The organism is Bradyrhizobium sp. YR681 (assembly GCF_000282615.1).
In the GTDB taxonomy this organism is placed as follows: domain Bacteria; phylum Pseudomonadota; class Alphaproteobacteria; order Rhizobiales; family Xanthobacteraceae; genus Bradyrhizobium.
On sequence record NZ_AKIY01000012.1, the window covers coordinates 1 to 11,846 of the forward strand.

The 11,846-nt window shown below is 60.2% G+C and carries 11 protein-coding genes and 1 pseudogene; 1 reads left to right on the forward strand and 11 read right to left on the reverse strand.

Going from position 1 to position 11,846, the window contains the following annotated elements:
- The 4 genes from PMI42_RS37360 to PMI42_RS01335 all read right to left on the reverse strand — a co-directional run.
- Positions 1-2,379, reverse strand: a 2,379-nt coding sequence (locus tag PMI42_RS37360; protein WP_008129853.1) for a tetratricopeptide repeat protein, incomplete at its 3' end; no start/stop codon positions are given.
- A 344-nt stretch (positions 2,380-2,723) separates the two neighbouring features.
- Positions 2,724-3,857 carry a helix-turn-helix transcriptional regulator gene (locus PMI42_RS01330; RefSeq protein WP_008129854.1) on the reverse strand — a complete coding sequence of 378 codons (1,134 nt, stop codon included), beginning with the start codon at positions 3,855-3,857 and terminating at the stop codon, positions 2,724-2,726.
- A gap of 381 nt (positions 3,858-4,238) precedes the next feature.
- On the reverse strand, positions 4,239-4,367 hold the full coding sequence (locus tag PMI42_RS40605) for a hypothetical protein (protein WP_007600646.1): 129 nt from the start codon (positions 4,365-4,367) through the stop codon (positions 4,239-4,241).
- A 159-nt stretch (positions 4,368-4,526) separates the two neighbouring features.
- Positions 4,527-5,096 (reverse strand): hypothetical protein, encoded by a 570-nt coding sequence (locus tag PMI42_RS01335; RefSeq protein WP_035964209.1) that lies wholly within the window; start codon positions 5,094-5,096, stop codon positions 4,527-4,529.
- 233 nt (positions 5,097-5,329) lie between these two features.
- Between PMI42_RS01335 and PMI42_RS40315 the strand changes: the two are divergent.
- Positions 5,330-5,686, forward strand: a pseudogene (locus tag PMI42_RS40315) (LysR substrate-binding domain-containing protein); the annotation flags it as partial.
- 12 nt (positions 5,687-5,698) lie between these two features.
- On the opposite strand, the gene PMI42_RS01340 reads toward PMI42_RS40315, so the two are convergent.
- The 7 genes from PMI42_RS01340 to PMI42_RS01370 all read right to left on the reverse strand — a co-directional run.
- A complete protein-coding gene (locus PMI42_RS01340; RefSeq protein ID WP_008129864.1) occupies positions 5,699-6,358 on the reverse strand; it encodes an OmpA family protein in 660 nt (219 codons plus the stop codon).
- A gap of 19 nt (positions 6,359-6,377) precedes the next feature.
- Complete coding sequence (locus PMI42_RS01345) at positions 6,378-7,136, reverse strand: hypothetical protein (protein ID WP_008129865.1); 759 nt, start codon at positions 7,134-7,136, stop codon at positions 6,378-6,380.
- A 1-nt stretch (position 7,137) separates the two neighbouring features.
- A complete protein-coding gene (locus PMI42_RS38895) occupies positions 7,138-7,689 on the reverse strand; it encodes a hypothetical protein (protein ID WP_157195692.1) in 552 nt (183 codons plus the stop codon).
- Positions 7,686-8,849 carry a recombinase family protein gene (locus tag PMI42_RS01350; protein WP_008129867.1) on the reverse strand — a complete coding sequence of 388 codons (1,164 nt, stop codon included), beginning with the start codon at positions 8,847-8,849 and terminating at the stop codon, positions 7,686-7,688. Before PMI42_RS01350 ends, PMI42_RS38895 begins: the two co-directional genes overlap by 4 nt.
- A 48-nt stretch (positions 8,850-8,897) precedes the next feature.
- A complete protein-coding gene (locus PMI42_RS01355) occupies positions 8,898-9,536 on the reverse strand; it encodes a hypothetical protein (RefSeq protein ID WP_008129869.1) in 639 nt (212 codons plus the stop codon).
- A 48-nt stretch (positions 9,537-9,584) separates the two neighbouring features.
- Positions 9,585-10,160 carry a hypothetical protein gene (locus PMI42_RS38900; RefSeq protein WP_157195693.1) on the reverse strand — a complete coding sequence of 192 codons (576 nt, stop codon included), beginning with the start codon at positions 10,158-10,160 and terminating at the stop codon, positions 9,585-9,587.
- A 456-nt stretch (positions 10,161-10,616) separates the two neighbouring features.
- Positions 10,617-11,846, reverse strand: a 1,230-nt coding sequence (locus PMI42_RS01370) for an amidohydrolase (RefSeq protein ID WP_008129871.1), incomplete at its 5' end; no start/stop codon positions are given.

Below are 11,846 nucleotides of genomic sequence, written 5' to 3' on the forward strand. Positions count from 1 at the left end.
CCTGAACGCCAGCGGCAGGCTGCCAAGGGCACAGTGCAGGTCGAACGCCAGCGCCGTTCCAGCCACGTTGCTGACGCATTCCGCGACGCCGGTGACGCCGCTCAGCAGCTTCTGAATCGGCGGCTGGACCGCCAGAATGACTCGCGCCCCGAGTGCGGCCACCATGGGCACATAGCGCGCGAAATGGATCGAGTCGCCCAAACCCTCGTCGCAATAGAGCAAGATGCTCTTGCCTTCGATCGGCTGGTCGCCGAGCCAGGCGGGACTGGAGAAACCGCGCGTGATCGCGCCGAGCGAGGGGCGGGCCTCGCGTCCCGGCCAGCCCCGCTCGAAATCTCCGGTCAGCAGCTGAAGCAGCGCGAAATTGAAGATCGTCGGCGCACGGTTCGGCTCGATCGCGAGGGACTTGTCGAGGGTCGCGTAGGCTTCATCCAGCCTTTGCAGCTCCAGCAGCATCCATGCCTTGTTGGAAAGCGCTGCGGTGAAATCCGGACGAATATCGATCGCGCGATCGAAGCTCGCGAGTGCCTGCTCGATCCGGCCCAATCTCGCCTGCAGCGTGCCGAGGTTGCTGTGCGTTTCCGCGAGGTCGGGGTCGAGCGCGAGGGACCTGGTGTAGTCGGCGTCCGCTTCCTCGAGCCGGTTCGCCTCCTGGAGGCACATGCCGCGGATTTGGTGCAGGACGGCGGAGCCCGGATTGAGTTTCTCGGCTGCGTTGAAGCATTCCAGGGCTTCGGCATGCCGGCCGCGCTCGAGCAGCAGCCGGCCGCAGTTGATCGCGGCCTCCAGATATTGCGGATAGAGTTGCAGCGCCCGCTGGAAATGCCGCACGGCCTCGTCCATGCGGCCGAGTTGCCAGTGCTGATAGCCGAGGTAATTCGCAAGAAGCGCGTCCTGTCGTGGCGGCGGCGAGGCGTTGCCGTGGCGCTGCCGTGCGTCCGGCCGCCACGCCGAAGCCAGGTCCGCCAGTTCGCGGCGAACGCCGTCCACGACGCTGGCCCAGTCGCCTCGCGTCACCTGCCTGAACAGCTTCATGGACCGATACCACGGGCTGTCGTCGCGGTTGAGCAGCCAGCGCCAATCCGGGTTGAAGGGCACCATGGTCCAGACCGGAACGCCGAGCGCGCCGGCGAGGTGAACGATGCTGGTGTCGACCGCGATCACCAGATCGAGGCAGGACATCAGCGCCGCGGTGTCGCTGAAATCCGTGAGCTGGTCCGTCAGGTCGACGATGTCGGCGCGTTCGCCGAGGAAGGTTTGATCCTGATCCCGGAGGCCTTTTTGCAAGGAGACGAACTGGACGTCGCAATCGAGCAGCGGCGCCAGCGTGCGCAGCGCCATCGACCGGTTGTGATCGTTGCCGTGATCCGGATTGCCCGACCAGGCAAGACCGACGCGCAAGCGCGTGTGGGGCCCAAGCCGGTCCTCGAGCCGGTCTTCCCACGCCTTCACGCGCGCCGCCGGCGGCGCAGGCAAATAACGTTCCGCGAACGGGATCGTATCGAGCCGCGTCCTGAACGCCAGCGGCAGGCTTCCAAGGGGACAGTGCAGGTCGAAGGCCGGCAATATCGCGGAGGATCGGTCGATGCAATGTGCGACGCCGGTGATGCCACCGAGCAGCTGCCGGATCGGAGGCGGCACCTCCAGGATGACACGTGCCCCGAGCGCGGCCAGCATGGGCACATAGCGGGCGAACTGGATTGAATCGCCCAATCCCTCGTCGGCATGAAGCAGGATGGTCTTGCCTTCGAGCGGCTCCTCGCCGAGCCAGAGGGGCTGGAAGAAGCCGCGATCGACGAGGCCGAGAGACGCCTTCCAGCGCGCCTCGCGTCCCGCCAGGCCCCGCTCGAAATCTCCGGTCAGCATCTGGAGCAGTGCGAGATTCCAGATCGTGTGGGCATTGTCCGGATCGACCGCCAGCGATTTGCGAAAGGCCGCGAACGCCTCGTCCAGCAATTGCAGGCCCCACAACACCCGCGCCTTTTCGGTCAGCGCTGCGGAAAAGTCAGGACGCAGCGCGAGCGCGCGATCGATGCTCGCCATCGCCTGCTCCATCCGGCCAAGTCTGGCATGAAGCGTGCCGAGGTTCTTGTGCGTCTCCGCCTCGCGCGGGTTGAGCGCGATCGACCGCTCGAAATCGGCCTGCGCTTCCTCGAACCGGCCGAGCCGCTGCAGGCAGAGGCCGCGCGTCTGATAGAGGGCCGCGATACCGGGATTGTGCTTCTCGAACAGGTTGAAGCAGTCCAGGGCCTCGGCATACCGGCCGAGATCGAACAGCGACTTGCCCTGCTTCACCGCCTCGAAATGCTGCGGCAGACGTTGCGGGGCGACGATTTTGGATTGTTGCTTGGCCGCGGCCCGGCGCTCTTGACGATTCATCAGCTGACCAGAATGGGAAAAGGAGACAGCGCAAAATTGCTGACTGATGCTCAGTCACGCGAAGGAGACGTCCGTCGCACCTGGCTTCTCGTTCCGTCAGTTCGCGTTCGGCTGCTTGCGGTATCCACCGGGCGCGACCGGAGCGTCCCGTCGGGGCAGTTTCTGGTGCGAAGCTGGTGCGAAGCTGACGCGGCGTGAGCGTTACTGCCCCGTCGATTCATGCTTGACCTCGCGGCGAAAGCGCTGCTGCCGCGAGAAAGCGTCTCCTGCGGGTGCCCGGCGGAACAGCCGGATGCCCGTGCGAGGCCGTGACGATCAGGCCGCATCCCCTGAATCCTGTTCCTTCAATGATCGGAAAGCGGCCTGGCCCGGGCCGCGACAAGCTTGATCAAGTCAGCCTGGCGGCGGACGCCGGTCTTTCCAAAGATGTTCTGGAGATGGGTTTTCACGGTGGACTCGCTGATGCCAAGCGCCTCCGCCATCCCGGACACGCCGCTGACTTTCAGCATCGCATCGAGGACCCGCGCTTCGCTCGGCGTGAGCTGGAATTGTCGCGCCGCCACTTCGGTCGGATAAGGCGCCGCCATCGACACCTTTCGGACGAAGACGGCCGCGACCGCGGCGTGAAGGCCCACGGCGTGTCGGCGCGCCCCCGACGTCAGCGGCAGGATATCGGCGGCCCAGTTCTGGCCAGGCTTGCTGGAGAGCGGAATGGCAACACCGTCCGCGCCGACGGCGCCGTCGCCACCGCTCGCGGCGGCGACGACATTGCGCAGGACCTGCGCCGCATGCGGGTCCACGGCGATCAACGTATCGTTGACGGCTCGCAAGATCGTCGCATCGTCGAGCAGCGTTTGCGCGGCCATGTTGGAGAATGCAATATGACAATGCTTGTCGAGCAGAAAGACACTGGCGTCGAGCCGGTTGAGTGCATCCGACAGAGTTCCGGCCTTTTCCTTTTGAAGGTCCATGACGTTGCCGATCAACACTGCGCGGCGCACGTGGGGAACCAGCAGATGCATGCGCTGCCGCATATCGTCGTCGGCAAGCCCCTGGCGCTCGTTTCGGAAGACTCCGAACTGAGCGAAGCTCGTTGCCGACTTGTCGAGCGTGGCGGCCAGATGATCGGCCCACCCGTTCGGCTTGACCCACTCCTTGTAGAAAGTCGTCTCGACGAACTCGTCATAAGGCAAAACGTTGGTCGTGTTGTAAATCTCGCCGACGTTGAAGAAGAACTGGGCGGTCAAGCTCGGATCGAAGCGGATGTATTTGTTGAAATACGCGTCCACGCTGGACGGTTCGACATTGTAGACGTAGTGAAGCTCACCCTGAACGGTGATGTCCTTCCAGTAGAGTCCGGCCGCAGTTCCGCCGATGAACTGCGTCGCCTGCTCGAGAACGCCGACCCACAAGCTGGGGTCGAGCGCCGCGTCGTAGATATCGCCGATCAGCTGCGACAAAAGTTCCGGATCGACCATTCCCGACACCGCTCGCTCGACTGACCGCGATATTGATGCAACGGGGCAGTCGCATCAACCGACCTGTGGGACACCAATGCGCTCTGAGACCCGATGGCCTTCAGCGTGTGCGTGGCGCGAGCCGATCGCCTCCCACCTTGGCCGAGCGTTGTACAGACGTGGACTATCGCAGGCCAGCCCGGATTTGGCGCGCCAGTCTCGTGTCAAATTGCCAGACGGCACAGCGAACAGGCACCTGTCGCGTGGAAGGGGCGTTGCGTCGATGGTGGTGCTTAATTCGTGAGCCTTTGAACGCCGGCATCTGGCGCACCGCAGCCGCTGCCCCGAATTTGCGCAGCCCGACGGACTTCCCCCTTGATGTCGGAGGTCGTCAACTCGACGTTACCGCACCCCAGTGCCCTTGCACCGTTGGCACTTCACCACCTTGTCGCCCTTCTTGAGCAAACCCTTGCCTTCGCAGTTCTTGCATTTCTGCTTTTTCTTGATGTTCGGGCCTTTTTCACTCGTCATGACATTCTCTCCTCGCCAGAGAGCGGTCGTAGTCGCACAATCCCGAAAACGCCAGCGGTTCGATGACGTCCTTGATGGAATGGGGTCATCGAGCCCCCGAGCTTTCAGGCACCGTCACCCTAAAATCCGGATGGTCTCCACCCAACGGCCGTATGGCGCTCACTGGAGCGGACAATTGTAAGTCGTGACGACATAGATTCCACGACGCATCCGTTTCGAAGCAACGATTTCGCAACTTGATCCGACGTGACGAAGCCACTCCGAAGTTCCACCGTCATGAGCGAGGTTATCGCTCGGATTCGAGACGAGGTAAGCGTTATTTTCCATACCTGCCATTCCCCAGCTTTCCCAAGCCAGCATGACCGAGTCTTTGTCCGCAAACCCTCTTTGTGCGTCGTTGTGCGCGTAAGACCACGCCAGGAACCGAAGTTCATCCTTGACGCGCGGCAGTGCCCAGAAGGTCCCGCCGATCAGCGTGAGCATCACCACGAGCGAGATGACGATCCAGCGAGCTCGGGGTGATTTCCTCTCCACTCCGGCCCAGACGCAGAGTCCGACGCAAACCAATGCCACCGCGGGCAAGTAGAGTGAGATGAGAAACAGAAACGTGCCAAGGCTCTTATCCCACGCAAAGGGCGTTGCAGTCGCGACCGCGGCAATTGCGGCAACGAAGGGCAGCCACCGCAGCGTCTGTGCCTCTTTCTCGGTGGCTTGAGCAAACGAGGTCATGGTTCCCGGATTTATCAAGAAGGTTCCGGCAGTTTACAAGCCCGAAGACCAAACGGCCATTCGAGACCAAGAGCAAATATCGCCGCATCGGATCACAGGCCGAGAGTTGGTGAGAGCGGCACGGCAGGCCTCCAGTTCTCATTTTGCGTTCGCGAAAACATCCGCTGCGTAGAAGGTGACAGTGCACTAATTGGTGCGATTTGAGCGCTAACATTGAGTGTACTGTCACCTTAATGCGTAATGGAGATCAGATCATCAAGGTTCGTTCACAGGGGTGCTTCAAGGCCGACAACGGCACGGCCCTGCTCGCCGCCGCAGCGGCAGGACTCGGGATCGCCTACCTACCCGATTTCATGAACGATGACCTCATCGCATAGGGGAGCTCGTTCCGTCATGACCCGCGATCCCCCGCCACCGGCCGGCGTCTATGTCATTCGCCCTCCGGGCCAGCATCCCGCGCAGAAGATCCGGTGCTGACGGAATTTCTGATTGAGTATTGCGAGCCGCAGGGGCTTGTCGCATCAGCTCGGGCGTTGAGTGCGCTTCCCCGTAATTCCCCAATGCGGATTAAAAGCCATGTGCGTGGTTGAGGGATTGCCTGTTCATTCCGCGGCGTGTAGCGCAACGAACACGGCCACTCTCCGGTTTCGGTCCCGTCCCGTCTCAGTCGCGTTATCGCCGACGGGTTCGCTTGCACCTTTTCCGATCGATTGAAGCGGCACTTGGCCGCCGGTCATCTGGTGCAATCGACGCGCGACCGTTTTGGCCCTCGCTATCCCCAAACTCTGGTCCTCGTCGCTGGCGGTATGCCCGATGATATCGACGCGCCTTTCGCTGTATTTCTGCAGTACAGTTCCAATTGCTGCAATCGTGCCCGCAGATTGCGCCGTCAGCCTCGCAACATTGCGTGGGAAGGCAATCGGCTCCTCAACCTCGAGCACACGCGCGTCCTGCCGAATTGTCATCTTGACACCGGCGGCCTGAAGATCGGCCAGTAGTTGCTGTTCGTAGGCGTCGAGCTGAGCGCCGGCGATCGCGCCGGCGACCCCGCAGACGGTGGCGGCCTTGCCCGCTTCGACGAGAGAGTCGCCGCCCGATCGGCCACTCAGCACATTGCCGACAAAGGAGAGCCCGCCGCATTTCGCGGCTGCCAGACTACCCTGCTGAACCGACTCCGAAACCTTCTGCTCTCGTGTATAAGGATCGACGCTGCAACCAATAACTGGAATGGCTAGCGCAAGAGATATCAGCCCGTTTTTCAATTGGATCCCCCGCAGCTTGTCAATAAGCCGTGCACGTCGTCCATGGCGTGTCGCGATCGTATGATGGGTCCGACACGCCAAAATTCAGCAACGTTTGCTGCGTTCTCATATCGCCGAGCAAATCCGAGCGGCCGCTGTTGCAGACTTTCTTCTTCCACCTGGCCAGCGCGGCTTTCATGTCGCTGGCCTTTGAGCCAACGATCCAGGTTAAGGCTTCGCGGAAGCACAAATGGTCTTCGAATTGCACGGCCAGCTCACGGCGGTCGATGCTGGAGATCCGATTCAGCGGCTGCCTCGAGCAATCGTCAATGTCGCCGGAATTGCCTGCCTGGTTGCAGACACTTGCGGCAGCCCGCTGGCAATCCGTCCGCTCCAGACATCTGATCAGGCTAGATCGTGAAAGCTCGAGAAATCTGCGATCGGAAGCCATCTCTACTATGATGCCGTCGTCGCATCCCGGACTGTTTGCAACAATCGCGGGTCGGTCAACTGGAATGTACGTCGTGGGGGCTGTCTGACGAACGTTGGGTCCCGATAGGGATTCGACCGAGATCTTTGCCTCAGGTCCCGCGGTTTCTGGGTGGATTAATTTAATAAGCTTATCCATGCCGTCCAGGGTTCCGCTGAAGTTGGAGACAGCGCTTAGATACGCGAGCAATGCCCCACCAGCGACCATCACCATCGTTTTCTTTGCTACGATCTTCTCGATCCAGGTTCGGAAAAGAACTGCAATCGTGAGAATCGGAATTGCGCCCGCTATCAAAAAGATCCAAACCATGTCAGCATCTACCGCGCTTGGCGCCGCCTAGTACCAAATCGATCCGTTGGCAAATATCTTCGCGGCGTTGATTGAAACGTGCCTTTTGCAGTTCGTTGTCGGCCAGCGAGTCCGTCACCTGGCATAAGGAAGAAAATGTGCCGACCAAATGCCTGATCTCGGCATTCGTCGCGACGATACGCGCTCGGAGCGAAATCGATTCTTGACGACACTCAGGCGTTCCAATGCGTGCGAGTTCATCGAGCGGACGAGTGATCAGAGATAGCGTTTCGGCGCTGGTGTAATACCGTGCTGCGTCGAGGTTGCATTGATCGATGTTTCGAACAACCTGGAACCATGAGTCTGCACCACTGCGTGTTTCGGCGACGTAACGGCCGAGGTTCGGATCACCGGCAACGGCGCAGCTGCCGAGCGAAGCTCTAAATCCATCCTCTGCGGGCATAGAATGAAGCTCGACGCCGATTCCGTTGGTTCGCATTTCCGGAGCAATCGTTGAGCATCCAACCAGCAGCAGGATCGCAATTCCAATTAGCGATGCCGCTGCCTGGCTCATTGAACGGGCCACCGGTCGATCAGATAACGGGCATCAGAAAGAACCGAAATCATCGATCCGCTTGCCAGATTAGGAAAGTTCGCGATGAGAATGTTTCTGTTGGGATCGAACAAAGCAACGCGGTCATAGGGCGGCGCAAGACGAGCGATCTGCTGGCAGCGCAGCCTGATTTCGTCAATCTCCAACGCGGTCAACGGCGCCGCTTCGGTGCTCGGCAAATTGTCATTTCGTTGGGACTTCTTTCCATTCTTTGCAGCCGGAGGGAGCATGTCGCGTTGTTGGCTTGCATTTTTTCTTTCGGCTTGCTCCCGCGCGCCGTCAACGCATGAATTCATCCGGCTCGTGCTATCGTCGATGATGACAATGACACCCGAGTTTTGCAGATCGTCGAACTGCGAGAGCAGGTCGTGTTGTTCTCGTTCGGAAAGCGGCGTAAAATCCACGTACAGACCGAGTAGCCCGCTTTTTCGCGGAGCATATTTTGGGACGTTCGCGCGACCGCTGATCGTCTTTAGGTCCGGGAACGACACAGAGAACGTCTTCACCGACCAAGCGAGACTGAATACCGCAGGTTCTGCATAGAGATCCAGAACGCGAACATTTGCGCCTTTCCCGATGAACTGCGCGAGAAGCAGGCCCGCGTGCGGCTCGGCAAGTGGCCTCAGATTCTTGCGCCCGGGCCTCGCGATTAATGGCGACACGAAAGATGAGAATGTGGTCGTTCTGACCCGCAAGAGGTCATTCGACAGGCCAGTTGCGGCTTCCACCTTTTCGAGGGATGCGAGCGTCGTCAGCATGTTGCTGAGGATCTGGAGGTCTTCGGGGCGCGGAAGATGGTCCGCTGTGATCTGTCGTTCGAAAGACGACGTCGCTATCTGATCTAGGGCTTGTGCCACCGACTGTCTCGCGCTCAGTCCCTCAAAGAAACGCCGATTCGATGTCAGGCCAAGGTCGGCAGCCGATCGTTTGAGCAATGCCTCATAATATCCGGACTCCGCGATCGAGGTTCGAACGCCGGCGCTAAGAGCCCGGTCCAGTTCCTGAAAATCGGCTGCTGCACAAGCGGATGCGCCAAACAGCAGAGCGACAACAACGGTCCGGCTCGTTGCAAGACGCCACCATTCGTTCGATCGGAGTTCCGTCCGGCGCTTCCGAGGCATTTATGGGGTTCTCGCCAAATCCGTGATGCTCCGGTAACCTCGATGCCTTCAGAGACCTTTGAAATCATCGGGAGACATTGCTTGGCTGGCGCCCGGCATTCCTGGCATCTTGTTCACGCTTTCAAGCAGTCGCTTTCGTTCCTGGTTCAGTTGCAGTATCGACTCTTCTCTCGCGTAGCTTTTTTCAGTGAAGGCTGAGATATCCCTTAGTTTTCCGATGCTGCCTTCGATGCGGGTGAACGCTCTCCTGTAATCGGACAGCAGCGTATCAGTCGTTTTGAGGACATCCTGGCACCTTTCGTTGGTCGCGGCGAACCGCTGCCCCTGTTGAGGGTAGGCATTTCGAAATGCTCTGAAATCTTCATGGTATTCGGCGCACTTGGTCAGAGCGTTCTTGGCTGCGGCATCGAACGCTTCAAACTGTTTGCGCATGACGTCCCAAAGCGCGGTAATTGCGTTGAAGTCGGAAATATCCTTCTTGTAGCCCTCGATCGCCTCTCGAAGCTTGGTGATCGTCGTTTCTATGCCACGCAAACTGTCGATGCGATTTTGGAACGGCGATCCGTTCGCCGGTAGCTCCACGGCGAGCGCATGATCTATCCCGGAGGTGGCGCCCTCGATGGCGACCACGCCGGTTGAAAGCGCACACGTCAAAATCGTCGTTAATGCCTGGCGCCTGATGCCCATGTTGCTCTCGAAAACGAAGCGGAGTCTCCAGAGGTGAGATTGCTTTGGCTATTTGCGGCACCCAGCGAGCAGATATCCCCGCTGTTGCCTTAATTTTGAAACTTCCGAATTCAACGTGTCTTGTTGACTGAGGCACACCGCTTGCGCTTGCGGTCCATTTGCGGAAGTTCCGCGGCAGGCATCGGCTACGCGTGCCTGGAGCGCTTCTGCGTCGGCCAGACGGGTCTGGAGCTCGTCGGCCTGCCGGATCACAATATCGCAGTCGATCGTACGAACGCCGTCCTTTTGCTGAGCCAAGAAAAGTTCGAGATCGAACAGGCGTTCGCGAATCTCCCGAAGCATTCGCCTCACCTCGGCTTCACGGGCGCTGCGTTCGGCATTCTCTCTCGTTCGCTCTCGCTCCTGTTCTTCGATCCCCTTCAGGACGTCATCGGCGGATCGGTCCCCTAGGTATTCTCGAGCTAGCGGATCTCGTTCGCTTGCGCTGTTGGCCAAGTTGGCCATCGACATCGTGATCACCAGAACGAGGCTCGTGACCACCGCACGGTATCTTGTTTTGACCGTCCTTCGCGGTGCTACGCTGAGCGTTCCTTGGACAAGGTAGCCCGAACCAAATCGCTGCATCAAGGCATCCCACTGAAACACCTAGAAAAATAAGCGCGCCCGTGCGGGCGTCATCAAAACTGAAATATTTGCACTTTATAGTTGCACAACTTGAGGTGGCTTAAAAGATCAATTTTGTCCCGAACCCGCTCATGAGGACAAAAAGGACCCGGGTGGCACTTGCCGCATTGCGAGTTCATGTGAATGACCCCCCCTTGGCGAAGCGTGGTGGGCCCGTCAGTACTCGAACCTGTAACCAGTCCGTTATGAGAGGCCGACTCTAACCCTTGAGCTACAAGCCCCATCGCGTAATGGTCGAGGGGAAACTATGGTGGCAGTGCACTTAAGTCTCGTCGTTCACCTGTCAGAAGTGGCCGGATTCGTTGAATGCACCTTCGCCGCAGTCCTGATATTTGATTTGGGACGTTGCCGGATTCTCGCATTGAACGGCCAAGCAGCACGGCGCGCTTCCAGCCCCTATTTTGCGCTCGCGAAAACATCCGCCGCATACACGGCCTTCCCGCCCACGACCGTCAGCAGAGACGCCGTCGCCCCAATCTCCTCGACCGGCACCGACATGAAATCCCGGTCGAGAATCGCGAAATCGGCGAGCTTGCCGGTCTCCAGCGTGCCGCGCCGCGTCTCGTCGAAGCAGAACCAGGCGCTTCCCACGGTGTAGAGGCGCAAGGCGTCTTCGCGGCTGGGTGTTTCGTCCGGGCCGCGCGTCGAGAGTCCGCCGACGGTCTTGCCGTCGAGCATCCATTGCAGCGCCACGAACGGATTGTAGGAGGCGACCCGATGCGCATCCGTGCCGGCCCCGACATGGACGCCCGTGCGCAACGCCGTGACGATCGGCGGCATGATGCGCGTAGCTTCGCCGGCCTGCGCTACCATGCGGTCGCCTCCGAGATACATCGCGTCCTGCATGGTCCAGCCGACACCAAGGGCCTTCATCCGCGTCAGCGTTTCCGGCGAGGCGTTGTCGAGATGGGCGATCGACCAGCGCAGCGGCGCGAGCGGCGTCTCCTTGTTGACCTCGTCGTAGAGGTCGAGGAGGTGGTGGACGGATTTGTCCTCCTGCCAGTGGATGGTGACCGTCAGCCCTTGCTTGGCCGCCCAGCGAATGATCTCGCGGAACTTGTCCTTGGCCGCGGCGTCGGGCGCGTTGTTGTTGTACATGGCGCCGGTGATGCGCTCGCCGATGCCGTTGAAGCGCAGCATGTCGTCGCCGAATCCCATCGGCAGGAACGGCGTGAGGGTTTTGTACTCCTCGAATTCCGCGCCGACATTCTGGGCGAACAGGCTGTAGGCGACCCGCACCGACAGCGATTTCTCGCGCCAGAGCTTTTGCAGGGCGGCGTAGTGGCCGGGATAGATGCTGAAGCCGCCGGGATCCACGATCCCGGTAATGCCGAGACGATTGAGCTCCGTGAAGAACTGCCTTGTGCCCAAGACATTCTCCTCGAAATTCGGCCGCGGCAGGCGATCGAACAGCGCGGAGATGCTGACGATGGAGCCGTTGAACCAGCCCGTGGTGTCGCCCGATGCGGCGCGCTCAGTCGTGATCCCGGCCGGCAATTGATCCGCTGATATCCCGAGCGCCTGCTGCGCTTTCGGCGTCATCAGCACCGCCGAATAGAACAGCTGGATGTAAGCCGGATTGTCGGGAACGGCCGACATCACCTCGGCCAGCGTCGGCCGCCGCTT

What these genes read in the sequence shown, in the direction of transcription:
- PMI42_RS38900 (WP_157195693.1), bottom strand. Translation starts at nt 10,160, where the DNA reads ATGCAGCGATTTGGTTCGGGCTACCTTGTCCAAGGAACGCTCAGCGTA.
- PMI42_RS01330 (WP_008129854.1), bottom strand. Translation starts at nt 3,857, where the DNA reads ATGGTCGATCCGGAACTTTTGTCGCAGCTGATCGGCGATATCTACGAC.
- PMI42_RS01355 (WP_008129869.1), bottom strand. Translation starts at nt 9,536, where the DNA reads ATGGGCATCAGGCGCCAGGCATTAACGACGATTTTGACGTGTGCGCTT.
- PMI42_RS01335 (WP_035964209.1), bottom strand. Translation starts at nt 5,096, where the DNA reads ATGACCTCGTTTGCTCAAGCCACCGAGAAAGAGGCACAGACGCTGCGG.
- PMI42_RS01350 (WP_008129867.1), bottom strand. Translation starts at nt 8,849, where the DNA reads ATGCCTCGGAAGCGCCGGACGGAACTCCGATCGAACGAATGGTGGCGT.
- PMI42_RS40605 (WP_007600646.1), bottom strand. Translation starts at nt 4,367, where the DNA reads ATGACGAGTGAAAAAGGCCCGAACATCAAGAAAAAGCAGAAATGCAAG.
- PMI42_RS01345 (WP_008129865.1), bottom strand. Translation starts at nt 7,136, where the DNA reads ATGGTTTGGATCTTTTTGATAGCGGGCGCAATTCCGATTCTCACGATT.
- PMI42_RS38895 (WP_157195692.1), bottom strand. Translation starts at nt 7,689, where the DNA reads ATGAGCCAGGCAGCGGCATCGCTAATTGGAATTGCGATCCTGCTGCTG.